25 protein-coding genes and 3 pseudogenes are annotated in these 24,322 nt (G+C 50.1%); 13 read left to right on the top strand and 15 right to left on the bottom strand.

All coding sequences use genetic code 11. The annotated features are described in order from the left end of the window. Positions 1 to 9: 9 nt before the first annotated feature. Together NTE_RS01930 and NTE_RS01925 are read left to right on the top strand one after the other, a co-directional pair. On the top strand, positions 10 to 1,395 hold the full coding sequence (locus NTE_RS01930) for a hypothetical protein (RefSeq protein WP_226987117.1): 1,386 nt from the start codon (positions 10 to 12) through the stop codon (positions 1,393 to 1,395). Positions 1,396 to 1,426: 31 nt separating this feature from the next. After that, the gene (locus NTE_RS01925; RefSeq protein ID WP_158384990.1) at positions 1,427 to 2,134 is read left to right on the top strand and encodes an iron-containing redox enzyme family protein; all 708 of its coding nucleotides are present in this window, start codon (positions 1,427 to 1,429) and stop codon (positions 2,132 to 2,134) included. Between the two features lie 185 nt (positions 2,135 to 2,319). Here the strand turns inward: NTE_RS01925 and NTE_RS01920 are convergent, their stop codons facing one another. Beyond that, on the bottom strand, positions 2,320 to 3,096 hold the full coding sequence (locus tag NTE_RS01920) for a Fic family protein (RefSeq protein WP_158384988.1): 777 nt from the start codon (positions 3,094 to 3,096) through the stop codon (positions 2,320 to 2,322). Positions 3,097 to 3,508: 412 nt separating this feature from the next. On the opposite strand from NTE_RS01920, the gene NTE_RS01915 reads away from it, so the two are divergent. Then, positions 3,509 to 4,405: a MinD/ParA family ATP-binding protein gene (locus tag NTE_RS01915; protein ID WP_148699494.1), complete on the top strand. Its 897-nt coding sequence runs from the start codon at positions 3,509 to 3,511 to the stop codon at positions 4,403 to 4,405. Between the two features lie 362 nt (positions 4,406 to 4,767). Here NTE_RS01915 and NTE_RS01910 read toward each other — a convergent pair whose 3' ends face one another. Further along, complete coding sequence (locus tag NTE_RS01910; protein WP_148699493.1) at positions 4,768 to 5,400, bottom strand: adenylate/guanylate cyclase domain-containing protein; 633 nt, start codon at positions 5,398 to 5,400, stop codon at positions 4,768 to 4,770. A 390-nt stretch (positions 5,401 to 5,790) separates the two neighbouring features. On the opposite strand from NTE_RS01910, the gene NTE_RS01905 reads away from it, so the two are divergent. Next, the gene (locus tag NTE_RS01905) at positions 5,791 to 6,315 is read left to right on the top strand and encodes a hypothetical protein (RefSeq protein WP_148699492.1); all 525 of its coding nucleotides are present in this window, start codon (positions 5,791 to 5,793) and stop codon (positions 6,313 to 6,315) included. Positions 6,316 to 6,506: 191 nt separating this feature from the next. Here NTE_RS01905 and NTE_RS01900 read toward each other — a convergent pair whose 3' ends face one another. Further along, positions 6,507 to 7,280: a hypothetical protein gene (locus NTE_RS01900; RefSeq protein WP_148699491.1), complete on the bottom strand. Its 774-nt coding sequence runs from the start codon at positions 7,278 to 7,280 to the stop codon at positions 6,507 to 6,509. Between the two features lie 367 nt (positions 7,281 to 7,647). Here NTE_RS01900 and NTE_RS01895 point away from each other — a divergent pair, with 367 nt between their 5' ends. Further along, the gene (locus tag NTE_RS01895) at positions 7,648 to 8,688 is read left to right on the top strand and encodes a hypothetical protein (RefSeq protein ID WP_148699490.1); all 1,041 of its coding nucleotides are present in this window, start codon (positions 7,648 to 7,650) and stop codon (positions 8,686 to 8,688) included. 65 nt (positions 8,689 to 8,753) lie between these two features. Here the strand turns inward: NTE_RS01895 and NTE_RS01890 are convergent, their stop codons facing one another. The 4 genes from NTE_RS01890 to NTE_RS01875 all read right to left on the bottom strand — a co-directional run bounded on the left by NTE_RS01890 (position 8,754) and on the right by NTE_RS01875 (position 10,857). Next, a complete protein-coding gene (locus tag NTE_RS01890; protein WP_148699489.1) occupies positions 8,754 to 9,413 on the bottom strand; it encodes a RuvC family protein in 660 nt (219 codons plus the stop codon). Between the two features lie 75 nt (positions 9,414 to 9,488). After that, complete coding sequence (locus NTE_RS01885; RefSeq protein ID WP_148699488.1) at positions 9,489 to 9,929, bottom strand: hypothetical protein; 441 nt, start codon at positions 9,927 to 9,929, stop codon at positions 9,489 to 9,491. Positions 9,930 to 9,977: 48 nt separating this feature from the next. After that, entirely contained in the window at positions 9,978 to 10,313 is a 336-nt protein-coding gene (locus NTE_RS01880) for a nascent polypeptide-associated complex protein (protein WP_075054939.1), read from the bottom strand. Between the two features lie 10 nt (positions 10,314 to 10,323). Then, entirely contained in the window at positions 10,324 to 10,857 is a 534-nt protein-coding gene (locus tag NTE_RS01875; RefSeq protein WP_226987116.1) for a PUA domain-containing protein, read from the bottom strand. 88 nt (positions 10,858 to 10,945) lie between these two features. Here NTE_RS01875 and NTE_RS01870 point away from each other — a divergent pair, with 88 nt between their 5' ends. The 6 genes from NTE_RS01870 to NTE_RS01850 all read left to right on the top strand — a co-directional run bounded on the left by NTE_RS01870 (position 10,946) and on the right by NTE_RS01850 (position 14,767). Next, a complete protein-coding gene (locus NTE_RS01870) occupies positions 10,946 to 12,025 on the top strand; it encodes a phosphate uptake regulator PhoU (RefSeq protein ID WP_148699487.1) in 1,080 nt (359 codons plus the stop codon). Between the two features lie 81 nt (positions 12,026 to 12,106). Next, entirely contained in the window at positions 12,107 to 12,325 is a 219-nt protein-coding gene (locus NTE_RS01865) for a hypothetical protein (protein ID WP_226987115.1), read from the top strand. Positions 12,326 to 12,536: 211 nt separating this feature from the next. Continuing rightward, on the top strand, positions 12,537 to 12,659 hold the full coding sequence (locus NTE_RS17245) for a hypothetical protein (protein ID WP_264357934.1): 123 nt from the start codon (positions 12,537 to 12,539) through the stop codon (positions 12,657 to 12,659). Positions 12,660 to 12,699: 40 nt separating this feature from the next. Then, positions 12,700 to 13,128, top strand: a complete 429-nt coding sequence (locus NTE_RS01860) for a multiprotein bridging factor aMBF1 (protein WP_158384986.1) — start codon at positions 12,700 to 12,702, stop codon at positions 13,126 to 13,128. 6 nt (positions 13,129 to 13,134) lie between these two features. Continuing rightward, a complete protein-coding gene (gene hflX, locus NTE_RS01855) occupies positions 13,135 to 14,274 on the top strand; it encodes a GTPase HflX (protein ID WP_148699484.1) in 1,140 nt (379 codons plus the stop codon). After that, a complete protein-coding gene (locus NTE_RS01850; RefSeq protein WP_148699483.1) occupies positions 14,231 to 14,767 on the top strand; it encodes a tRNA (cytidine(56)-2'-O)-methyltransferase in 537 nt (178 codons plus the stop codon). Before hflX ends, NTE_RS01850 begins: the two co-directional genes overlap by 44 nt. Positions 14,768 to 14,963: 196 nt before the next feature. Here the strand turns inward: NTE_RS01850 and NTE_RS17515 are convergent. From NTE_RS17515 to NTE_RS01835, 5 genes and pseudogenes are all read right to left on the bottom strand, one after another. Beyond that, positions 14,964 to 15,416: pseudogene (locus NTE_RS17515) on the bottom strand (SRPBCC family protein); the annotation flags it as partial. A 54-nt stretch (positions 15,417 to 15,470) separates the two neighbouring features. Next, positions 15,471 to 15,887 (bottom strand): annotated as a pseudogene (locus tag NTE_RS17510) (SRPBCC family protein); the annotation flags it as partial. A gap of 39 nt (positions 15,888 to 15,926) precedes the next feature. Beyond that, positions 15,927 to 16,325, bottom strand: a pseudogene (locus tag NTE_RS17505) (SRPBCC family protein); the annotation flags it as partial. Then, complete coding sequence (locus NTE_RS01840; protein WP_148699481.1) at positions 16,322 to 16,627, bottom strand: metalloregulator ArsR/SmtB family transcription factor; 306 nt, start codon at positions 16,625 to 16,627, stop codon at positions 16,322 to 16,324. The pseudogene NTE_RS17505 and the gene NTE_RS01840, both read right to left, overlap by 4 nt. A gap of 38 nt (positions 16,628 to 16,665) precedes the next feature. After that, positions 16,666 to 17,334, bottom strand: coding sequence for a hypothetical protein (locus NTE_RS01835; protein WP_148699480.1), 669 nt, complete (start codon positions 17,332 to 17,334; stop codon positions 16,666 to 16,668). A gap of 131 nt (positions 17,335 to 17,465) precedes the next feature. Here NTE_RS01835 and NTE_RS01830 point away from each other — a divergent pair, with 131 nt between their 5' ends. Further along, positions 17,466 to 19,391: an acetate--CoA ligase gene (locus tag NTE_RS01830; protein ID WP_226987114.1), complete on the top strand. Its 1,926-nt coding sequence runs from the start codon at positions 17,466 to 17,468 to the stop codon at positions 19,389 to 19,391. Positions 19,392 to 19,448: 57 nt separating this feature from the next. Beyond that, a complete protein-coding gene (locus NTE_RS01825) occupies positions 19,449 to 21,935 on the top strand; it encodes a M1 family metallopeptidase (protein WP_148699479.1) in 2,487 nt (828 codons plus the stop codon). Here the strand turns inward: NTE_RS01825 and NTE_RS01820 are convergent. Genes NTE_RS01820 through NTE_RS01810 form a run of 3 tightly spaced genes read right to left on the bottom strand, consistent with a single transcriptional unit; the run spans position 21,932 to position 24,319 of the window. After that, entirely contained in the window at positions 21,932 to 22,759 is an 828-nt protein-coding gene (locus NTE_RS01820) for an alpha/beta hydrolase (RefSeq protein WP_158384984.1), read from the bottom strand. The two genes, NTE_RS01825 and NTE_RS01820, sit on opposite strands and share 4 nt — an antisense overlap. A 13-nt stretch (positions 22,760 to 22,772) precedes the next feature. Next, entirely contained in the window at positions 22,773 to 23,648 is an 876-nt protein-coding gene (locus tag NTE_RS01815; protein WP_148699477.1) for a GNAT family N-acetyltransferase, read from the bottom strand. Further along, a complete protein-coding gene (locus tag NTE_RS01810; protein ID WP_148699476.1) occupies positions 23,645 to 24,319 on the bottom strand; it encodes a hypothetical protein in 675 nt (224 codons plus the stop codon). The genes NTE_RS01815 and NTE_RS01810 overlap by 4 nt, the downstream gene beginning before the upstream one ends. Between the last annotated feature and the right edge of the window lie 3 nt (positions 24,320 to 24,322).

Genomic DNA, 24,322 nt, shown 5'->3' with positions numbered 1-24,322 from the left:
AAAAAAATTATGAATCCAGAGAAATTCTCTGCGACCCGGAGTTTATCTGGATCACAGGGTAATTCTTCCGTTCATTCTATTCTGGCGGTCGTTTTTATAGCTGTCTTGCTGATGGATTCGCTTCTAAGTGACCTGTCTACCTTCGTCAATCAGTCGTTTTCCGAGTCAGCGAGAGTTACTTTGTTTTCTGCGATTGCGATTCTTGCAGTCATTTTTGGAGGAAGGCTCGTCCTTTCTGACACAAGAAAGATAAGATCTGAATTCAGTTCCAACAATATACTCAATTTCGCATCGCGCATTATGCCCTTCATTCAATATTCCATCCTTGCTCTGTTGATTGTAATTACATTGCAAATGATCTTTACATCACAATACTATACTTACATAATGATAACACTAACGGGGATGAGTTGGGCAGCATCCATAGGATTCATGCTCTTGATGTCCTATAAGCTCATCCAGTGGTACAGAGTAAGGCGGAATTTACTCGTGTTGCTATATTTCGTTTCTTCTGCGTTAATTGCAAGCGTATTGGCGTTGGGGATTGTTCCCCAAATTGTTATCATGACTCAGACATCATCTTTCTCGGTTAGTTCCCATTCATCAGAAACAAAGCCCTTTCAGGCAAATCCAGTCGACCTTACAGGATTGTATGTGATTCTTTCCGTCGTAAACTGGCTAGTCATTCCACTATCGTTTATTATCTGGGCTGCGACTGCTGTGATGTTAAGGCATTATGCAAATTCATTTGGACCCAGAAAGTACTGGCTGATGATCTCTCTGCCGCTTGTGAGCATTATAATAGGTGTAACATTCTTCCTAATTTTTCAGTCTTCAGTCACTACGGTGTTTGACCCGAACGTAATTGTATACACTATGATCGCCTTCGGCGGGATTTTGTCAGAAGGCTTCTTGCTAGGCTTTGCATTTATAAAAATATCAAAGCATCATAGAGGGATTACCCAATCTAGATTAAGCGGATATCTTCTTCTTTCCGCGAAAGGCGTTACGATTCTTTTTGTTGCATTTTTTGCCAACCCATCCGGCGGATCATATCTGCCGTTTGGAATTATTTCGGTTTCATTCTTGTGCTATGGCACTTACCTGTTCTTCTCTGGCATCTACTCTTGCGCAATCACAATAGCGGGCGATATAAGACTGCGCCAGACCATTCGGAAATCTCTGCTCGATGAATCCAAACTTCTCGACAACATAGGATTAGCCGACCTAAACCATGAAGTGGAAAGAGTAACGACTGAAATCGTAAAGAAACACAATCAGACTGTGTGGCAAGAGACAGGCATCGATGCCTCCATCCCTGAGAATGATATGAAGGATTATGTCAATGAAGTAGCTGGAGAAATAGAAAAAATTAGACAAAGGAGGGCACGCTGAATCACGGCAGAATCCGGATTTTCAGGTGGGAGTGAGCAGTAAAAAGATGGTTTACTCGCAAAGAACTGATAATTCTGCCGAACAATTTGGTAGCAAGCTCAGAATCAAGCTTGCGCTGATGCGTGATGGAAGAAGCAATCAGTTCGCTTCTTCTTCAATGTCAATTGAGAACGCCCGCGCCTGGTTCAAGGATTATCTGATTAAGGCGCATTCGATTATCAGAGCCAGCGTTCCTCTTATGGAAGTTGCTCGTCATAGATGCACAGTGCTGCTGGCTGATGAAAAGAACCCGCTACTACTCACTAGCCTCGCGAGTTACTTTGAGAGGCATATCAAGGAGGAAACAGGACATGATGAATGGCTGATACAAGATCTCGAGGTCATTGGCGTCCCCCGTCGTGAATGTTTAGAAAGGGTGCCGTCTCAAGTAGTTGCCGAGCTTGTTGGATCCCAGTATTACTGGATAAATCATTGGCATCCCGTAAGCTTGCTAGGATATATTGCATTTTTGGAAGGGAACCCACCATCATCAGAGTGGATCCAGTTAGTTAGAAAAATAACTGATTATCCTGAAGAGGCATTTAGGACAATAATCAAACACTCGGAGCTAGACCAGCAACATCGCGACGACCTTAACGATTTGCTGGACGAATTGCCGCTGACATCAGAGCATCAAAAATGGGTGACGTCGAACGCGTTGTACTCCGCAGGCAAATTCCATGATATTTGGAACCCATAACCATTAATTCGAGATACATATACGATTAGTGTGCTTGGACAACAACACAATCTAGGAAAGTCAAGCCTCTGTTCCAGTTCCTAATTTTGCTGAATTATTATGTTGGTCAAGGTAACTCCTGTCGATATTCATATTGCTTGAGAAAGCCTTTCTCGGAATAAAAAAATGATAATATCAAAGAAGAATCATTTTTGTTTTTGGGACCGCTTGGGTAGTTCGGAGGTACTATATCTGGCATTGACAATAACATATGCTCTGGCAAACCATGCTAGAAAAGCTTCTTGGCAATTGTTGACTTGCGATTCTTCGATTGCCCTATAGTATCCATCCACCCATTCATATGGGATTTTGAACATTGGATAACCGTTTCGAAAAAGGATAAAATTCATTGCTAGCCTCGCAATCCTGCCGTTGCCATCAACAAACGGATGAGCGGATACTAATTTGAGATGCATCAGCGCGGCCAGCTCTACGGGATGAATCTTTCCTTTGCTTGTCTTGTACCATGCAAACAAATCTCTCATCAATGCCGATAATTCTAGTGGAGATGGTGGCGTGAATCTGCTGCCAGAGATCGTTGATTGGTGTTTTCTTATCTTGCCCGCAATGCTAGGCTTGGTCGCGCTGAATATCTTATCGTGCCATCGCAAAATTGTCTGTAGCGATAAATCATTCTTAGATCTAAGGATCTCGGTGAACAGTTCTAATTGCGCTTCAGCTTCACCGAGGTCTTGCAGTGGCGTGATTCCCCATTGCCAGAAGGGTCTGCCTTTTGGAGCTTTTCCTTCTCGGAGAAGTCTCTTGGTTGCCGCTAACGATAACTCTCGTTGTGTTTTATTCGTATCAAATGCAAACCTGACGGAGAATGATTGCGTTTCTTTTTCCCATTGTGATGAGGACAACGATGCTTTCCATTGGGAGTAGCCATCCTTTATCTTCCCCAACAAGCCATCATATTCCAAGATGCTACTTTCACTCCCATCGAGTTCATTCATTTTCTTCTTGAAATCCTTCGGCCTAACGGAGATCCTTTCATGGCTTACCTGATATAGCTTTCTAAGGTACTGTTGTCGTTTGCTCATGGTATATGAGACATATGCCTTGCTGACGGCAAGTTAACAGAGCCCATTCAGAGTAGTTTTCAGGAACGACAAACCTAGAATGCCAGAAATGATTTCTTGACTATGACATCGCAACTATAAAGGCAGAAGCGATAAAGGATGATTATTACAGAGTGGTAAGTGAGAGCTTAGAGTGTACGGATATTTTCTTTTACATTCCTGCCTGGTTTAGGAGACTTGTTGGTTAACCCCCTCAGATTCGGAAAATCCTCAGTCATTATCTTTTATAGTTTCCTTCGATTATTGAGATATTATGACAACAAGGTCCATAGCCTTCCACTCGTACAAAGGAGGCACGGGCAAGACTACCCTGGCTGCCAACCTTGCAGCCAAACTTGCCAGTGAAGGCTACAATGTCACACTGCTTGATCTGGATGTATACGCTCCAAGCCTGCAGGTTTATTTTGATTATTATCCTGAAACGTGGCTCAACGACCTACTATCGGGCAATGCAAAGCTGTCTGAGGTAATGGTCGACATATCATCTACGGTGAGCAAGCTTGTTGCAGATCCAGGCAAGAAGACTGGAAAACTCTGGGTGGGATTTTCCAATCCACAGAAGGAAGAGATCTACAAGATGGAAGGAGGCATCGGCAAGCAGAAAAATGATAAAATTGAATTCCTTCGTAAATTTATACAGGTTAGAGAAGAGATAATTGACAGGTATGATTGTGACTACATAATTGTCGACACCAGCCCGGGGGTAAGGTACTGGTCGATAAACGCGCTGGCGTTGGCTGACGCAATTTTCCTGACGCTAAAATTTGGAGATCTCGACATCGAAGGGACAAGAAAGATGGCTACAGACCTTTACAATTCGTTTACGAGGTTTGGTGCCAAGTCATATCTCCTGTTGAACAGGGTGGCAGGCTACTGCGTACCCGAGTCGTCGCAAGCTCCTCATTTACATATCCACCACGACAAACAAGAGATGACGAGGATGATTTCTTCCCTGCCAGTTACAGACGAGCAAGAGATAGGGAAAACCTTATCCGAACAGGTTGGCATGGATTTGATTTCTGCCGTCCCGTGCTATTGCGACATACAGTTTAGCAGAAAAGAGTTCCTGACAGTTCTTGAGCATCCTGAACATCCATTTGCAAAACAGCTTGAAAAGCTGGCAATGTCGCAGCAAATCAAAAGTGATTAACGAAACCCCTGGTTTACAAAATCAGTCATGAATTCGCTTCCATACACAGAGTGCAGCTTCTTGAATGTTATGATGCATGTTTTTGTATCAAAGCTATAATTCATGCTATCGATTGTTTCCACAAATTCATTTCCAGCTATGGGCCGTCCACACAGTACGCAATGACTTATCTCTCTCGCGTCCTCCCTTTTGGCCGTCATTTTGTAGTAACCCGCAAGTAGTATACTTTGCGGAGGCTTGCTCCGACAGCAGAAATAGCGCTGGCGACGCTACTGCTACTACCACTGCCATTATCATCCATCAGAATTCGCCGCATCATATTTTTTCGACTGGAAAAGCAGAGCAGGCAATCAATCATGGTGTCAGAGATGTAATACTTCTTTGTCTTGCGTCCTCTCTTCTATTATGCAGTCTCGCCGGCCTGTTAGAACGTCATTGTCATCTTCTTTGCTGGATCCTTTTGAAACAACGTATAGAAGGTAACTCCTGAATTCGTCAAGCCGGTATTCACCGCACTTGGTAATAGTGAAATCTGAAAATGTTTTCACGATCTCGTAAAGGTCTTCTCCAATCACCAGGCTATTTGCAGGCGATAGCGAGTTTATTTTTGCACAAAGACTCATTGTCGGCCCGAATAGATCGATAGTGTCAGAGTAGGGGTCTTTTGCAACTTCGTGCCTCCCATAATCAGCGCTGATACGATAACTCACCGCAGGCAAGCCTATGGACTGGAGGCCATAATTTAGAGCCATACGCGCATTTATCATTTCCAGACCGCAAGTTAGTACCGGCAACAAGCAGGATTTGTCCACGCAATCCCTAGTTCCAGGAAAATAGCAGATAATGCTGTCGCCGCCATTCTTGACGACTCTAGCATCAAGACGTGTTGCGATACGTGACATGGTGTTGATGAAAATCTCGTAAAAGAGCCTCAGTTTGGACGAATTACCGAGCTGACAAGCGGTCCGCGTAGAATTTACCATGTCAACCATCATGATAGCACACGTTTCAGAGGACTCAAATCTCAACCCGCTAGTCAAAGATACAGGATGCCTCCTCCCTTGCGAAAATTATGTTGCGTTTTCTTCTTTTTCCATAGTGTCCTAGGGTTCGTTTTTCCAGATCCCCACAAATGTCAACTTTTGCCCACAACAACATATACTACTACTAACTTTGGCATCAGATTATTTAGGCGGTGCTCAGCGCTAAATACGGACGCAAGGATAAGTATCAATGGCTCAGTGTTCTTTTGAGGCCTTCCTTTCTAGACTCGATATTAAAGAAGAACGTGCGTGTCTATACACACACCCCGACAAAAGATATTTCTTAAATAAGTGGGCCAGCTTTATAGAGTCACAACTGCTACTAATCAGGTGGTACAACTTTTGAAGGATGACTCGTTCTCCGTGGATGTCATAACCAGGATACTCTCAATTCTCTCGGATGAGGGAGACATGAAGAGAACGGTGCTTGCGGGGAGGGCGCGTTTGAACTATTCCGCGCTCATAAGATACCTAAGATTACTAAAGACGCTCAGATGGATCGATTCAAAGGATTCTGACAGCTCCATCATCGCCATAACAAACGTTGGCAGGAGTTTCAACAAACTCCTTGAGCAAACTGGTGGGGGACCGTCCGACACATCGGAGGAGGCTCTCGAAAGGCTACTTGCATTCTCCCGCGAACAGAACCTTGCGGAAGGCAATTTGGGCAAGCATCTACCCAAGAATGCAGTTACGAAGGCCAAGACGATGACGGGAAGTAGGTCCTGCTCATTCTGCGGCAACACTCTCGGGAGCCACGAGGTAACTCGAGAGATTGATGGCGAAAGATACTCATTTGACAGACGCGAATGCGCCATTCTGTTCATGAGATTCCGTGATGCGTACGGCAAAGAATTCACCCTCTAAATAAATGCCCGTCCCCAGAGTCTCTATCCACGGAATAGAGCGCTAGGGAATGTGACATAAAGAAAAGGAGAGAAGGGTGAAATTGGTGTTGTCAGCAATTCTCCTCTGATCATCGGCGTCAGATAATGCTACTACTCTACATCTCCTTTTCTTTTCGGATTCATCATCCTCTACCTTACACACACGCTATCTCATGTTAAGCTGAGCTCAGCCTCTACACTGTTGCCTGTTGCCGTGAATCTTTGGTTCACTGTATTATAATTTATTGACAGGCTGTTACTTTTGCTATTCAACGTTACGGTGCTACTGTTGGCGTCTATCTTGTCCTTGGCGAATAATGATGCAGTGAATTTGCCTTTATCATCATCCTGGTCTGTGAAATCTGCATTGACGGTCAATTTTGCTCCCTTGACGTCGAATGTGATGTTGCTAAGATCCAAAGTTGCAGCGGTGTTACCATTCCTGTCTTTGATCTCTGCGCTTCCAGAGACTGAATTCTCTTGTACTCGCAAAATAGAGCCCTTCTTGGTATCGATGTCTACTATGGCTTCTATTTTTGCCGTTGCAAGTGCGTTGGAACCACTTACCTTCCCCGTAGCAGATATATCGAGTGCAAATTGTTTGGTAGCACCGACGTCTCCGCGGATAAGGCATTGAAAGCCCGGAGGACACTGTGCATTACCATTCTCGTTACCGCCACCACCGGTATTATTGCCACTGTCCGCTGCCCCCTCGTTACCGCTAAGGTTGCCCACAGCATCTGTGGCAATCGGAGCTTGTTGTGTTCGGAATGTAGGTTCTGCGGAAGCCGCTGCTGCCGGTCTTGCCATGCTACTACTTACCGCTGGTGCTATCACCAAGCTGAACGCAGCAACTACCAAAATGAGCATGGCTGCATTTCTTGGACTGAAACCACCGCTGCCATTACTGCCTCTAACGGATTTCTTTTTGTTGAAAAAAGACATGTCAGCATAATAAGCTTCAAGCAAATAAAAAATCTGACGCCACCTTCTACCCTAGTAATTATTTGATATAATTTCTGCTAATTGCCTTATCTTATAATTGCAATAGCGATTTTGATAGAATGTTATCTCCTTTACGCATTTAATTCCAATATATAGTGCACCTCAAAAATGCAGGTGTGATAGCGAGAGGGAGAACAAGGAAGGGTATTTGTGGTAACATGCAATTTGCAAAATACAATAATAGTTAGTTTTGAGGCAAAAATTTGCAATACTATGCTTTTGCCCTACCTTTAATTTTCACAATAAGCGCATTATCTGCCACATTTACTCAAAGCTTTAAAACTACCCTAACGCTATACGTTACATAATGTCTGCTTCTGACAAGGTGCTGTACTTATTGACGATAGGCCTCATTGTCGCATCGTCGGGGATAGTTATGCCTCTTGCATTTGCAAAGCCAGTCAGCGACCAGAACACGAGCGTTGCAATAGGTACTTCCGTCACGAATCCATCAACAGACGAGGGCAATGGATCATCATCATCATCATCATCATCGCTCCAAAATTCAGAAGCACCAACTGCGGACGCGCAAAGTTTTGACGCTAATGGAACGATAAACGCTGTTACCTTTATTACAAAATTTCTAAAATATGATTTGCAAGGCGTCTGGAGCATGCATGTTAGGGATGGCAACGTAGTGCAGTTTGAAGGAAGCATGGCCGCTATACCTTCATCACAGGAACTAGGCAAATCCCATACCCATCAATTGCTAAACTTCGAGCCAGGCGAGATTGGCATTCGTGATTCTGATAATAACTTCTTTACCAATGGTACAATCGATGTAGGAACAAATAACAGCGTAACATGGACGGGCGTACCGGTTGTCATAAGTATCAGGGATGGCTCATCAATCATTATTGCGATAGATGATGAAAGTGCGGGTCATCATTTTGCAGGGCAGCCAATTGTTGGCACAGTAGAGTCCATCATTAACTGTTCGTCGACGCCAGGGCCTGCGATGTCAATTGAAAGTGTTTGCCAAGCCACGGAAACGGATACTGGAACAGAAGAAGGAGGGAATGGTTCAGTTGGCGGCGGCAGCGAAAATAGTGGGGGCGGAGGCAGCGAACAAATTATTACTGTAACAATTGATAGCGACAGATTTGGTCCAAATGAAATACCCCAAGTTACCGGGAAGGTGAATGACCCAGTTTCTGGTACAGTGGCACAGGTGGATGTTTCTGACTCCTCAGGCAAGGTTGTATACAACACCGTTGCGGGAGTCTCATCGGATGGTAGTTTCTTCACAACTTTGAAGAACTTTTCTCCGGGGCAATACACTGTCGTGGTGACTTATCATGGCAATACTGGTACAGCAAGTTTTGAAGTTGTAGAAACTGGAACATAGCACATATATCTCCACAAAAAAAGACTTCGCAAAAGCGTATGATGGTATAAAATGTGCGACTGTCATTATCTTGGCGACAGGTAGTATGGCTTGCCAGAGCGAAACGCAATTGTCCTTGCAGATAGCCTGTCGCGGATGCCTCGCCTGTTTACCTCGTTGGTTTGCGGCCGGGATGTGCCGTGCTCGTCCACTATCTCCACCTCAACGTCATTGTGGAACTTTTTCTTTACCGCCCACGCCATCGAAAGTGCCATCCTGATGTTGCCGTCACCGATCTTTACCACCTTTCTGCGTGAGATGACGCCTTCAAGCACTGCAGAGATCTCCTCTACCGCGCTTGCAGGCGACGACTCGACAATGCTTGCTATTTCTTCGTGCAGGTACATGACAGAGATCCCAATCCTGTTGCCGGGGTCGATGCCAATGGTGAGCTGATCGTCGACCTGTGGGCCGGCGATGCTCCTTAGCATCTTTGCCTTGGCTATGGCAGGATATCTTACAAGCTCGGTGTCAAGCATCACCATCATTGCCTTCCTCCCTGTGACAGCACTACTGATGGAGCCGGCCTCGTCGCGCGTGGTAATTACGACCTTGCAATCAGAATCGGCCGCTTCCTCTGGCGACATCGAATCGTACCTTATCCCCATCTGCTTTAGCGCATGTGTGATTTCATAATATGGACGGCCGCGGAGAGTTGCCACTGCTACCTTGTATTGTTGTTGCAAAAGCTCCTTTGTCAGGGGCGCTTCATCGACAGCTAACCTGTATGGAAAATCGCTTTTAAGCTTTACTGCTGCCCCTCAGCTGACTGGCTTGCCGTCAGAGCCGTACTTTTTGATCTTTGGGGAAGCGGCCTTTTTCTCGCCCTTTTCTGTCGTCGCTGTTTCCTGCCCAAGGACCGTCTTTACTATGCTCTCGACTGCCTTGTCAAAAGAGGCGTCGATATTCTTTTTAATCGCGGCCAGGCTCGTCTCGGCCTCCTTCATGATTTGCGCAGACTCGGACTCGGCTTCCGCCCTTGCCGCATCTACGATCCTCTTGGCCTCCTCGTTTGCCATTGAGATTATCTGCTGCTTTAGCTTGTCCACTTCCTCGTTAGAGTGTGCAAGCAGGCGCTTTTTCATTTCATCTACGCGTGCGTTCATGCTGTCGATGTCACTCTCCAGCTCGGCCAGCGCGCCGACGATGGATTCCACGGCGGAATGCGAGGTAAGAGTGGCAACAGGTTTATCGTGTCCCAAGACAGGACAATTGCCGTGGCAGGGCTATTTAAAAGTATGAGGCTGTTGTCAGGTTGTGAGCGTCAGGATTGCCTGCGCCATGTCGCCCTTTGACTCAGTCAGCGCCTGAACCGCCTTTTCCCTCGACACATTTGCCTGCTGCATGACAAGCAGTATGTCGTCTTCCTTGAACGTCGGCACCTCGCGCTGCTTTTCCTCAATGTCCGTTGCAACCACCTGAAAGATGGTGCTGTCCTTGCCCTTCATTTCAATGATCTGCGGCTTGACAAGGTAGAATTCTTTGGTGTCTGTCTTGATGATGACTTCTTCAACGTTTGGCATCTCCTTCATGTCGAGGCCCATCTTGTCCAGCATGCGCCTCATTTCGCGGTTGCCGCGCATCATGTCACACTTGCTAGGCCGTTCTACCTTTTATTCCTTCTCTGACTTTGACGGCGACACCCTTTGAGAACTTGTTCATCAGGCCGGCACCAAGGATGGCAATGCCGACAGCAATTACACTGCCATTTTCCTTCTTGTCAAGGACGGCAATATCCGAGCCTGCTTTGACGTTAGAGCCGCACCATGTCACATGGCGGCAGAAAAGCGACCTTCCCTCGCTCACAAACGGCACGGCCTCTTCTGCAGGCACCACGCAGTTTTCCAAAAAAGCCCTGCTGTTATTTACAAAAAACTGTGCGCCTTCCACGGTGAGAGCAAGACCGCCGTCTGTGCGCAAGGTGGCGGCAAGTGCGCCGTCGATTGAAAAGTTCTTGATCCTGCCCGTTTTCCGCGAGTATTCAAACTTCATGCTGTTATCATTATCGGTGGCCGGCAGGGTCTCTGACACGCCGGCGCCAAATAGGGCGTCTATGTGCCGGCAAACCTTATCCCGTGCATCAAGTGGAAGCGGATTCAATTTGGGCATCAGGACTGCATGGAATCCCACATAAATACAGTGCCACCTTACTGTCGTTTGTTCTTTCTATATAGAATATGGGTAGGCATATATAGAATCGAGTAAAAACCTACAACCAATGGAAAGCAATGTAGAAAATGGAGGCAACGGCAAGGGTGACGGCCGGGGCGAGGAAACTAGAAAGCTGCAGTACACCGGCGGCTCGTCGTACATTGTGTCGCTTCCAAAGAAATGGATACAGGAGCTTGGCCTCAAGCAGGGCGACCACGTGACGATACTGAGGCAGGGCAACTCTACCTTGCAGATTGCGCCTGCGTCAAAGCGCATAACAAAAGAGCAAAAGGACGCCACAATAGAAGTCGCAAAGGACAACAACCCTTACTTTATCGCAAGAAAGCTCATTGCGCTCTACTTTCTTGGATACAACGTCATAAACATCGTTCCAAAGGACGGCAGGCTGCAGGTGGAACAGCGCGAAGTCATCAAGAATATCGCCCGGCGCATCCTCATGGGGACAGAGATCATCGCCGACTCGGCGAGCGGCATAACGCTTCAGGTGCTCATCAACCTGCTTGACCTGTCTGTAGACGCCGCGTTCAAGCGCATGCTGCTGATTGCCAAGTCGATGTATCGCGACGTGATGATAGCGCTTCGTGAAAACAACGCCGAGCTTGCAGAAGAAGTGATAAAATCAGATGACGAAGTAGACCGGTTCAGCTTCTATATAGTCAGGCAGCTGAAAATAGCCATCAAGAACGAACACCTGCTCAAGGAGATAGGCCTTGAGGAGCCGCGCAACTGCCTCGGGTACAGGCTCATTGCCAAGTCAGTCGAGCGCGTTGCAGACCATGCGGCAATAATTGCCAAAGACATCATAGAAATGCACCAGCCAGCAAACAAGGAAGTCATCGAGAAGATAGACGAGATGTGCGGCTTTGCCCTTGAGGTGCTCGACGACGCGTGCCTGTCGATGTTCAAGCGCGACTATGAAGCTGCAGACAGGGCTATTGAAAAAGCGCGCAAAGTTGACGAAATGGAAAAGGCGATAATAAAGTCCATCTCAAAACCCAAGGACGCAAGCGAGATGTACAGGATAAAGCTCATCACAGAAAACGTCCGGCGCGTCTCCGAGTATGCAAGCGACATTGCAGAAATCGTGCTCAATATGACTGTGCAGCAGACAATCAGGAAGGGTTGATGCATGAAACCGTCAGACAAGCCGATTGGTTTTTGGCTCAAGCATTTACACAACCTCATCGAGGCACATTTCGAAGCTGATTTGGCCGATTATAGAATGACGCGTCGTCATTGGCAGATCCTCAACTTGCTGAGCAGCGGGCAGCGCAGCAGGACAGAGGCATTGCAGTCTCTTGCTCCATTCTGGGACGACGCAACCCAAAGCCTGGACGCTTTGCTTGACGGGCCGGACGGCATGATCGCACGACATTGGGTTAGAAGCGACGACGGGGCCACGGGCATACTTGCCCTGACCGACTAGGGCCGGGCCGCGCACACTACGTTCGCCGCTCGAGTTGCCGAGACTCGTAATATGATTCTCGAGGGGCTGAGCCAGGAACAATATGAGGAAACCCTTCAAATACTCTCGACCATGTCAGCAAATATCGAGGCTGCCTTGGCGAAGCGGAGTGCAGGTACTCCACGGTAGGAAGAAGTGACTTTGATGCAGGATTAGATGTTCTGTATCTCCTTTGGCGTCGCTTGCCATAGGCCACGGCACTCCGCGCAGCTTTGGCCCAAAGGTTGGCAGGTCACGGATGAGCACAAAAAAGACCATCGAGATCTACATGCGCAAGCATGGCAGGAAAGGTTAATTTCATCCGTATGCGTCTAGCCGGTTGGAAGAAACACAAAATGTCCTATTGCGAGCTGTGCGGCAGGCCTGCCGCCGAAAGAAAGATGGTGGTAGTTGACGGCACCGTTTTCAAGGTCTGCATGTCATGCTCAAAGCACGGCAAGCCCTACACGCCTGCGCAGGTGCCGGCGTCAAAAAAGAAGAAAACAACACCGGCTCCAGCGAGGCAGCCAAAAATCGGCATGGCAGATGACCTTGTGCTTGACCCCGAGTTTCCAAGGCTCATCAGGGAAGCAAGGATGAAAAAGGGCATTACGCACGAGCAGCTGGGCATGCAGATGAACGAAAAGGCCAACCTGCTGAGGAGGTTTGAAACAGGCGCCCTCAAGCCGGACGAGCTTTTTGCAAAAAAACTGGAGCGCCATCTTGGAATCAAATTATACATAAGCGCCTCGACGGCAGCAACAACAGAAGAAAAAGAAAAGTGAAGATGTTTGTCGGCTGATTTTCACAGAAAGGCCATACTGATAACGTATCCTTATGACGAGGCCATAAGTGAGGCAGTGTCCCTTGCCGACGCTGCCGGCTACAGGGTGGAAAAAATCGTGACGCAAAAGCACATCACAAAGTCGCGCTATGGGATCGGCCTGGGCAAGGCAGAGGAAGTAAAGGCGATTGCAGAGGAGATCCAGCCTGAAGTCATAGTGTTTGACGAGGTGCTCAAGCCTAGCCAGACCTACAACCTTGCAAGCGTCTGCAAAAAAGAAGTAATTGACAGAGAACGCCTGATACTGGAGATATTTGAGCGCAGGGCAAGCACCACGGAATCAAAGACGCAGATAAAACTGGCGCAATTGCGCTACGACATGACCCGCGCAAGGGAGGCAGTGCGGCTTGCAAAGGCCGGCGAGCAGCCGGGATTTTACGGCCTTGGCAAGTACGAGGCCGACGCGTACCTGCTTGACATAAAAAACCGTGCCCAGGCGCTCAAGAAAAAGCTAGAAAAAGAAGTGACCAAGAGGCAGCTGCACAGGAACCAGCGCGCAAAGGCAGGGTTGATGTCGATTTCCCTTGCAGGCTACACGTCTGCAGGCAAGACCACGCTTTTCAACGCGCTCACCGGCGAGGCCAAGAGCACGGCGTCAAGTGTCTTTACCACGCTTTCCACGTTTACCCGCGCAATAGACCTTGACGGCGACAAAGTGCTGTTGCTTGATACTGTTGGCTTTATCAGCAAGCTGCCGGCGTACATGATTGACGCGTTCAAGTCCACACTTGAAGAGCTGTCATACGCAAACCTCGTGTTTCTTGTAATAGACATCAGCGAGCCCATCCTTGAGATAAGGCGCAAGCTTGCAAGCTCACTTGAAGTGATAAGGGAGTTTGAGGTGCCCGAGACCAGGATTGTTTATGTCCTGAACAAGGCAGACAAGACAACAGACGAGGATGCCTTTGACAAGGCAGGCCAGCTTGGCCTGCTTGCGTCAAGGCGCGTCCTGCCGGTGTCGGCAAAGACGGGCTACAACATGGATCAGTTGAAAAGCCTGGCAAGGTCCCTGCTTTTTGAAACGGAGGAGATCAAAGAAGACAATGAAGAAGAAAAAACAAGTGATGGTGCTCAGGATAGGGCATAGGCTGGTCAGGGACGACCGCGTCACGACGCATGCGGCCCTCGTCTCCAGGGCATTTGGCGCCGAGCGGATCTACATGACAGGCATAGACCAGTCGGTGAAAAAAACTGTCGACGCAGTCGGCAAACGCTGGGGTGGAAATTTCCAGATGGAGATAATCGAGGACTGGAAGGGGGTTGCAAGGGCATGGAAAAAATCAGGGGGCAAGATCGCGCATTTGACGATGTACGGCATCAACATTGATGACGCGGTCGAAAAGGTGCGCAAGGAAGAAAAATTGTTGGTGATAATAGGCGCAGAAAAGGTGCCAAGGGAAGCGTACGAACTTGCCGATTACAACATCGCCATTGGGAACCAGCCGCACTCGGAGATAGCTGCTCTTGCGATATTCCTTGACAGGGTCTTTGAAGGAAAGCAGTTCAAAAAAGAGGTCGCAGGCGGCCAGATGAGGATAGTACCGTCGGAAAGGGGCAAGCAAGTGGAGGAAAAGATTTAATCGCTCTCCAATTCCACAAGTTCCAGTGATGACACTAACCTGCGCCGATCGCCCATTCAGCGAGATGAGGAAATGCACCTCGACTGAGACATACTGAAAAAAGTGTGTCGCCCTAGGTGCACATCACTTTTCTTCTTCTTTTTGCCAGTCCTTTGTCTGAATAGGCTCGAAAGAAAAAAATCGAGCCTTTGGAAACCTACCTATGCTTTGCCAAGTATTCCGTAAGCTGGTCAAAAGTCCCGCCAAAGCCCTGCTGCATTGATTTGAACTCAGCCTCGAAGGTTCTGTGCTCTTGCTCTGTCGCGTTTATGGGTCTCCACCGAAGGGTGAGTGTCGTCGTCTTTTCTTTTTCATCCTCAGAGAACGTCAGAGTGCTCAGGATTTCTAGAGGCCAAGTTGCGCTAAATGGACCCCGGGTCGTGTTACCATCCTTGTCTGAAAAAGAATTGACAAAGACGATTCGCTCCGGCTTGACAATCTCGCGGTAAACAAACTTGCCCCACATCTCTTGACCGTCAGGGGATCGCAGGCTGAAGTGAAAGATGCCGCCGGGATGGAAATCCAGCTTGTTTACAAGCATCGCAAAGCCTTTTGGGCCCCACCACCGCGCCAGACGCTCAGACTCGGCAAACGCCTCCCATACAAGGTCGCGGGGAGCATCAAAGACGCGTGTGATGACAAACTCCTGCCGCTCTGCAGACACTTTTGCCAATTGTTCCACAAGGCGTTCCAGAGTCTGATTCAGCCCCTCAATGGCTCCGTACTTTTTGACGACATTGTCACGTTCTCCGGCCGACTCAAAGAGCATTCGCATGGTAAGCTTGGTCTTGCCGTCCTCCTGTTCGTCAAAAGTAGCAGTCACGCGAAATTGCGGACCTGAGACATGCGAGTAGACTATGCGCTCTGGTTTTACGATCTCGTCGTAGATTATCTTGTTCTGGTAGTCGGTGCCGTCCGGGCCGTGCATGACAAATCGCCAGACGCCGCCTGGCCTTACATCCATTTCATAAATGGTAGTCGTAAAACCTCTTGGACCCCACCACTTTGTCACGTGTTCTGGATCGGTCCACATGTTGAACACGAGCTCGCGAGGCGCGTCGATGATTATCGTCTTTCTGATCTCTTTTGTGTTGTCCTTGCAGAATACTGCAAGCTGGACGGTAAAGTACGACCATCCGTCATCATGCAGGTCAAACCAGCTGCTGCCTTTCTCAAACCCGGCGTGCACCAAGGTAACTCTTGTCCTTTCATTGCCCGCCGGCTCAAGCGTCCACGTGACTGTGGTATCTGGAAAGTCCGGGTCGGAGGTGTTTTTCCACGACATTGAGAATGTTGTGTCGGGCACGAATTCAAGCACCTTGCCGACAACCCTGTGGTCCAGCCCGCTTCTGCCCTTGTGGTCGCGTGTAAACCGGAACTCCACCGAGCCACCTACGCGCGGCTCAAGTCTTGCAATGTTTGGGAACCAGTGCGTTAGGTCGTTTTCGCTTGTCAGTGCCTTGAATACCACGGCCGGCGGAGCATTGACGACCAGGCTCTTTTGTATTGTACCGGTCACTTTCTTTTCGCCTCCTTCTCCACGTACTCCTTCAGGCTGTCCAGCTGGTCGTCCCAGAACGCGTCAAAGAACCGCATCATTTCAGACATTTGTGCCCTGTTCACCGAGTAGAGCCTGTTCTGTCCTTCCTTGCGCTCACTTACGAGGCCAGCTTCTTTGAGCACGCGCAAGTGCGTCGAAAGCGCGGGGAGCGTAAAGTCAAAATGCGTGGCTATCTCGCTTGGCGTCCTTTCCTTTTCCTTCAGCATCACAAGTATCTGCCGGCGGCTGTCGTCGGCTACTGCTTTCCAGGGTGATCCCATGGCACATTAAGTAATTAAATAATTATTTAAGTATTTAGTTACTGCATAATGAGAGCAACTATTGCCTTTGCAGCTTCAGAAGCGCCAAACAACAGCTCGACTGCCTTTTCCTTCCTCTTGGAGGGGTTCAGCTCTACGATGTGGAGCCGGCCGTCTATCAGGAATTCCAGGTGTAGCGACTTTCTTGCAACACTTGCGTTTCTTATGCCAAAGCGTTTTTCGGCGAGGCTGTTTGGGCTTGCAGGGTCAAGCGCAGTCAGCCGGCCCACGGCATCCACGAATTTATCTAAAAGCGCAAACATTGGCTCTGGCTTTTCCTTTTCGTCGGCGCCAGCAAGACCCCATTTCACCTTGCTTTCAGACATGGACGCAAGGCTGTCAAACGTCTTGACAAACTCGCCAAAGACGGACTCCATAGTCACGTCGATGACATGGCCTTTGGTCCGGACAAACTGCGACGTCACCTTTTGGTCAGTGAACTGGACCCCGCGGTACTTTACGTACAGTAATGGCTGGCCATATTTTACAACGTTTGCCTCGCAGCCTTCCATCTGCGACACCAGCTTTTGAAAATACGCTTTTGAGGAGGTGTTGCGCGCGGTAGAGTTCATCTTTGACATTATCATCAGTTTTACAAGGTCGCGCACAAAGTCGTCCGCATATTTTGGATAATCTGCAAAATCGTACCGGACCTCTTCGACGACCAAGCTATCTTCTGTGTATGGCCGGGCATCTGCATTTAATTTTTCTTGTGCCAGTACCGGGCTGTCTTGACTCCTCTATACCGCCCGGTAGTTAAGTAAAATAGACGTCTGGTGGCGCTTGCTTTCAACACAACTTGGAGGAAGAAGAGCGGGAAGAGCCGTTTGCGTTCCAGCCCGGTGCAGGCCACCTAGCGGACAGCAACGTGGCGCGCTTTATGAAAAAGCACGACATTTCCGGCTACAAAGAGCTTGTAGAAAAGGCAAACGGCGACATTTCGTGGTACTGGGACGCAGTCAACGACGACCTCGGCCTTGAATGGTTCCAGAAATATGACAATGTCTATGATTCTTCTTCCGCCGGCGTACCGTGGACAAAGTGGTTCGTTGGCGGCAAGTGCAACATTGTGGCAAACGCGATTGACAGGCACGCCAAGAAAAACCCTGACAAAATCGCGTACATATTTGCCAATGAAAGGAGTACAAGAAAGGTCACGTACGGCGAGCTTGACCTTGAAGTAGGCAGGCTTGCATCTGCACTTTTAGACGCGGGCATAAAGAAAGGCGACGTGGTGGGCATCTACCTGCCAATGGTGCCGGAGGCGTTCTTTGCTATTTTTGCCTGCTCCAAGATTGGCGCAGTGCACACGACAGTGTTTTCCGGGTTTTCTGCGCCGGCGCTGCGCTCCCGGCTTGTCGATTCTGGTGCCCGGCTCTTGATAACGGCAGACAGCGCAAAAAGGCGCGGCAAGGACATTGACCTAAAGGCGCAGTGGTCGCAGGCAATAGAAGAGGGCACAAAAGTCGAAAGGGTAGTCACGGTCGGAGGCAAGAGTGCAGGAAGCAACAATATTGTCAATTACGGCGATTTTGTACAAGGCAAGGGACAGGCAAGAACCGAGGTCATGGACGCAGAAGACCCGCTTTTCATACTGTATACTTCTGGCACCACCGGTCAGCCAAAGGGCACGCTGCAGGTGCACGGCGGCTTTATGGCAGTTGCCGCCCAGCAGGCCGCGTACCTTATTGACTTAAAGCCTGACGATGTCCTGTTCTGGTACGCGGACATTGGCTGGATAACTGGGCAGGTGTGGGTGGTGTACGGAAGCCCGATTGTGGGCGCCACGGCGCTCGTGTACGAAGAGGCGCTTGACTATCCTGCGCCGGACATCTGGTGCAGGCTCGTCGAAAAACACAGAGTCAGCATCTTTGGCGCGGCGCCAACTGCGATACGGCTGTTCATGAAGAGCAACGTCAATACCGACAGTTACGACCTTTCTTCGCTTCGCGTGCTTGCGTGCACGGGCGAGCCGATAAACAGGGAGGCATGGAACTGGTATTTTGACAAGGTGGGCAGGAAAAAGTGCCCAGTCATCAACCTCTCTGGCGGGACGGAGATAGGGGGCGCCATATTGAGCGCGCTTCCAGTCATGCCATTGCGCCCCTGCACGGTCGGCTGCCCGATACCGGGCTTTGATGCAGATGTACTCGATGAAAGCGGCAGGCCGGCAAGCGAAGGCCTGCTCGTGATAAAAAAGCCGTGGCCTTCGATGAGCAGGGGGATACTGAACGACCCTGCAAGGTTCATCGAGACTTACTGGTCAAGATACGGAAAAAACGTCTGGTACCACGGCGACATCGTGCTGGTTGACAGCGACGGGCTGTGGTACATGCGGGGGAGGGCCGACGACGTCATCAAGGTGTCTGGCCACAGGATCGGGACCGCGGAGGTGGAAGCCGCAGCAGCGTCGCACCCAGCGGTGGCAGAGGCGGTGGCAGTCGGCAGGCCCGACGACCTCAAGGGCGAGATTATCGTGATTTGCGCGGTAATAAAGGACGGCCATCGTCCTGATGAGGGTCTAAAATCAGAGATAGCAAAAAAGGTAGAAGAGGCGATAGGCAGGTTTGCAAGACCTGACGAGGTGAGGCTCGTGCCAGAGCTTCCAAAGACAAGGACAGGCAAGTTGGTTAGGCGCCTCGTGAGGGCAAAGGTGGCCGGCGAGAGCATGTCAGGGCAGGACGTCTCTACCGTCGAAAATCCCCACTGCCTCGACCTGATCTAGCTATATACTAGCAACCTTTATCCTACTGACTTTTGCTAGCAGGGGTCGTATAGACATATGCAGGAAGAGACCAGAAGAAAGTTCGAGCTTGCAGGAAGCAAGGCGCACTATGCCCCGTCGCTTGTTTTCACCATAAGCCACATGAGGCTGGAAATAGAACCTGACCTCAAGGCGCATACCATTTCATGCAGGCAAGGGCTAGATATCGTCGCTGTTCAGAACACGGACGAAATCGAGCTGGATGCCGCCGAGCTTGAGGTAAAATCCGTCCTTTTTGGCAGCAGCAAAAAGGCAGTTTCCTTCCGCAACATCGACGACAGGCTTGTCATAAAACTGCCAAAACCCCTCAAGGAAGGCGACCGAGCGCAAATCTCCATTTCATATTCTGCAAAGCCAAGGAAGGGCTTTTACTTTGTGGCGCCCGACAAGCACTACCCAAACAAGCGGGTAGAGGCATGGACGCAGGGCGAGACGGTCGAGGCAAAGCACTGGTTTCCCTGCATCGACCACCCACAGGTGAAATTCTCAAGCGAGACCATAGTGACAGTGCCGGAGGGCTTTACGGCAATCTCTAACGGCCGGCTCGCCAATTCTGAAAAAAACAACAGCAGCAAGAAATGTAAGTACCACTGGGTAGAGAGCAACTCGCACCCGGCGTACCTCACGTCAGTGGTGGTGGGCAAGTACGTCGAGATAAACGAGGGCAGCCTCTACTATTACGTCCCGACGGAGCTGGCGCACGATGCAAAGCGCTCGTTTGATAGGACGGGCGACATGGTGCAGTTCTTCGAGGAATACCTCGGCACGAGATACCCGTACGAGAAATACTCGCAGGTGTGCGTTCAGGATTTCGTTTATGGAGGCATGGAAAATTCCAGCTGCACCACGTTGACGCAGGACACCTTGCATGACAGAAAAGCCCACGTCGACTTTACAAGCGACCACCTCGTGTCGCACGAGCTTGCGCACCAGTGGTTTGGCGACCTTGTCACCTGCAGGGACTGGCAGCACATCTGGCTCAACGAGGGGTTTGCGACCTACTGCGAGGCGCTGTACTGGGAGGCAAGCAGGGGCATCAATGAATTCCATTACTACACGATACAGACGGCCGACGACTATTTTGACGAGGCGGCCAGCCGCTACGTGCGCCCCATAGTGACCAAGACGTACAAGCACCCCGACGACCTCTTTGACAGGCACACGTACGAAAAGGGCGGGTGCGTGCTCCACATGCTGCGCAATTTTGTCGGCGACAAGTACTTTCGCCGTTCACTAAAGACGTACCTCCAGAGGTTTGCCAACGGCACCGCGGAAACAGACGACCTGAGAAAGGTGTTTGAGCTGGAAACGGGCAAGAGTCTGCAGCAGTTCTTTGACCAGTGGGTATTCCGCGAGGGCCATCCAGACCTAAAGGTAGAATTTTCGCAGGACAACAAAAAGACGGCCAGGATAAGGGTAGAACAGGCGCAGCAGCAAGAGCCATTCTCCTTTGCGCTTGAGGTAAAGCTGGCATTTGCAAGGGGTGGCGATGCCAAGACGTACACGTTCGACGTTACGGGCAAGGAAAGCGTATTTCAGATCCCAGTGGAAAGACAGATAGAGTGGTTCTCTGTCGACCCCGAGTTCAAAGTCTTAAAAACAGTGTCGGTCAAGGCTCCAAAGGAGATGCTGGTAAAACAGCTGCACAGTGGCCAGACCGTGGTCGAGAGGGTCGAGGCTGCGCGCGCACTGAAAGAGCATTCCGCAGACATCGTGGTCGACGCGCTGTACAAGGCAGTTATGAACGACAGGTTCTGGGGAGTTGCGGCAGAGGCGGCAAAGACCCTTGGCGCAATCAGGACCGACCGCGCATACAGGGCGCTTGAAAAGTGCTTGAAGGTGAGCCATCCAAAGGCAAGGCGCGCAGTGGTAAAGGCGCTTGGCGACTTCAAGCGCCACGAGACTATCGCTATGCTAAGGCCGTACCTGCACGAAGAAAGCTATTTCGTCGAGTCGGAGGCTCTCACTGCGATGGGCAGGACAAAGAGCAGCGACGCTGTGCCCATCCTGAAAAAAGCCGTTGAAACGACTTCGTTCCAGAACGTCGTGGCGCAGGGCGCGATTTCCGGCCTCAAGGAATTCCCAGACGACAGAGACATCGCAAGCCTGCTGGTCGAAAAGAGCAGGGTAGGCAACCACCACCGCATAAGAGAAGCCGCCACGTTTGCGCTTGCCAAGTTTGTCGACAGCAGCAATAGCAATGCAGTAGTGGATCAGCTGAAGCTCTTGCTGACAGACAGCTGGTTCCGCGTCAGGATAAACGCGTGCAGGGCTTTTGCCGACGCAGAATACGTCAAGGCGATACCAGATCTGACAAGGGTGTCAGAGACCGACCTTGACCACAGGGTAAGGCGCGTGGCCGAAGAGTGCATCAACCTGATAAAGGACGCGGCAAAGAAGCCAAAGGAGGTTGCGCAGATGCGTGACGAGCTTGACAGGATGAAGGCAAAGAGCCTAGAGATGATGCAAAGGATGGACAGGCTTGAGCGGGGCGGCCTCCGCTAGCCATCATTTTCCTTTACAAAGTCTGCAACTATCTTGTCAAAGAGCTGCGGCCTGTCGACGTGCGGGCGGTGGCCACAGTTCTCCAAGAGCACGACGCGGATGTTCTTTGTTTTCACAAACGGCTCAACATACTTGGCAGGGATCATGGTGTCGTCCTTGCCCCACAGCACTAGGGCCGGCGCCCTGATTTTTGACAGCCGGCTGATGGTGAGGCGCGGAGCTCGTGCGCTCCCCGCCAAGGCGGACAGAAACGCCTCCTTTGCCCCGGGCATGGCAAACTTGTCGTACGCGGCCTTGGCATAAGCGTCACTCACAGGCTTGTTGTCGACAGCGTAAAGCGCCTTTTTTGCCCCTCCCACCGACTTTGCCTTGAGCACCTTGACGTAGCGCCAGAGCGCCGGCGATCCCTTGAACGATTTTGGAAGTGCCCCGGACGGGCTTATCAGGATCAACTTTGAAACGAGGTCAGGGTGCGTGAGGGCAAGCTCGCAGGCAACGTGGCCGCCAAGCGACGAGCCGGCGACTGCAAATGGCGCAATGTCGAGCGCCTTTGCAAATTTTGCGACAAAATCAACATAGAACTTTATCGTGTATCTCATTTTCGGCTTGTCGCTAAATCCAAAGCCAGGCAGGTCAAGGGCTACCACGCGCAGATTCTCCTCCTTTGCAAGCCTGTCGATATTGTTTGTCCAGCTCTCTATCGCACCCCCCAAGCCGTGCAACAAGAGCAAGGGCCTGCTGCCGCTGTTGCCCAAGTCGACATAGCGCACACGCAGCCCGCCGACTTGAAGGAATTTAAAGTCCATTGCCAGCGCCATCATCATGTGCCTGCAAGCATCACTGCTTAAATTTCTTGTTATATAGCAAAAATAGTTCCGAATCCTCTTCCTTCTTGAAGCTCTTAAGCATTGACGTGATGCTCTTGCTGTCGTAGCATACAACGTGCATGCGCTCATACCTGCCTTTGCTGTACATGTTGGCGGCAAATGCAAGGAGATCTTGCAAGGACTTTTTCGATGCCGAGTCAAGGTACACGATCTGCAGCACGTCAGTCCTTTTCCAGTAGCCCTTGGCATTGATGATAACGACGCCGTCGATCTCGCCCGTCATGACGACGCTCTTTTTCCTGATGAGTCCTCGCAACGCTTTTTTGTCAAGAGGATACCAGTGCCATGCCCTGACGTACGTGCCGGCAGACAGGCGGTAGATCCGTGACTTTTGCAGGTATGTCCAGATTCTGTCGATATCTGCCGAGGTGGCAAGCCTCGCCTTGGTTTTCTGTCGTCCAAACTTTTGGTCGGTGCTGTAATAGACCCACCTTGAAACAACGGCAAAGCCGTTTTTCTCCATCATACGCTGTGACGGCACGTTCTCGCTAGAGACTATGGCAGATGCCTGCCTTGCCCCATGCCTGCCTGCATAGGCAAGCATCTCGTTCAAGAGCTCCGTGGCAATATTGAACCTCCTGTATTCGGGGCGTACCCTTACGCCTTCAAGCCATGCCGATCTGCCTCTCGGACACATTGCGACGTGCGACATGCCTATCCGCCGCCTGCCTTTGTCATCTTCGACGACAAACAGCCGCCCGTTCTTGCCAGAAAACCAATAGTCCCATACCTGGTCAATATAGTCGCCCCAGCTGAACGTGTTGGTGCAAAAGCTGAGGATCTCTTCCTTGTCAGAGCTTTTCGCCCGTCGTATCTTTATAGTCATGATACTGCCTGTTCCATCTCTTGGATCATTGTCGCGACAAACTGCTTTACCTGCGCTATCCAGTCCAGCGCAAGGGCAAGCGACTCGGCTTCATGGAAAATCGTCACCACGTACGAGCTCTCTTTGAACTGGCTCACGCGGATGTCGCTCCACGATTTTTGCGACAGCTCGCTTCCGGTTTTCGTCACTATTTGCAGCGCGTCCATCGGGTTCTTGTGGGCGACGTACCTGCCGGCAAGCGCAGGCACGTTTTCAATGGTTGTCAGTTTTGAAAGGACGTATTGCTTGCTGCCGTCCACTATGGCGTGCGAAACGACGCGCACGGCGTAGATGTCGTTTTCAATGTCAATATGCAAGTGCTCCTGCAACTTCGACACGGCAAAGCGCAGGCACGCAAGCGTCTCCGAGTCAGGTTCTTTCAGCACGTTTGGGTAGCTCATCACCTGCAAGATGCGAAACGGCAGCACGTTTGACTGCACAGGCGCAATCCGGAACCCCTCGCGGTAAAACGACATCGCCCCCTGCATGGGGTGCGTGCCATAATCGTCCGTGACCGGCTTGGCCTCAAACCCCTGCGCGCTTGAAAACATGGTTCCCAAAAGCTCGCTGTCAAGTGCCGGCCTGCGAAAATACAGCTGCACGTTGAACTGCGTGGTGTGGACGTTGTTCATATT

The organism is Candidatus Nitrososphaera evergladensis SR1 (assembly GCF_000730285.1).
In the GTDB taxonomy this organism is placed as follows: domain Archaea; phylum Thermoproteota; class Nitrososphaeria; order Nitrososphaerales; family Nitrososphaeraceae; genus Nitrososphaera; species Nitrososphaera evergladensis.
The sequence above is the reverse complement of the archived record's forward strand: the minus strand, read 5'-3'. Positions and strand labels throughout refer to the sequence as shown.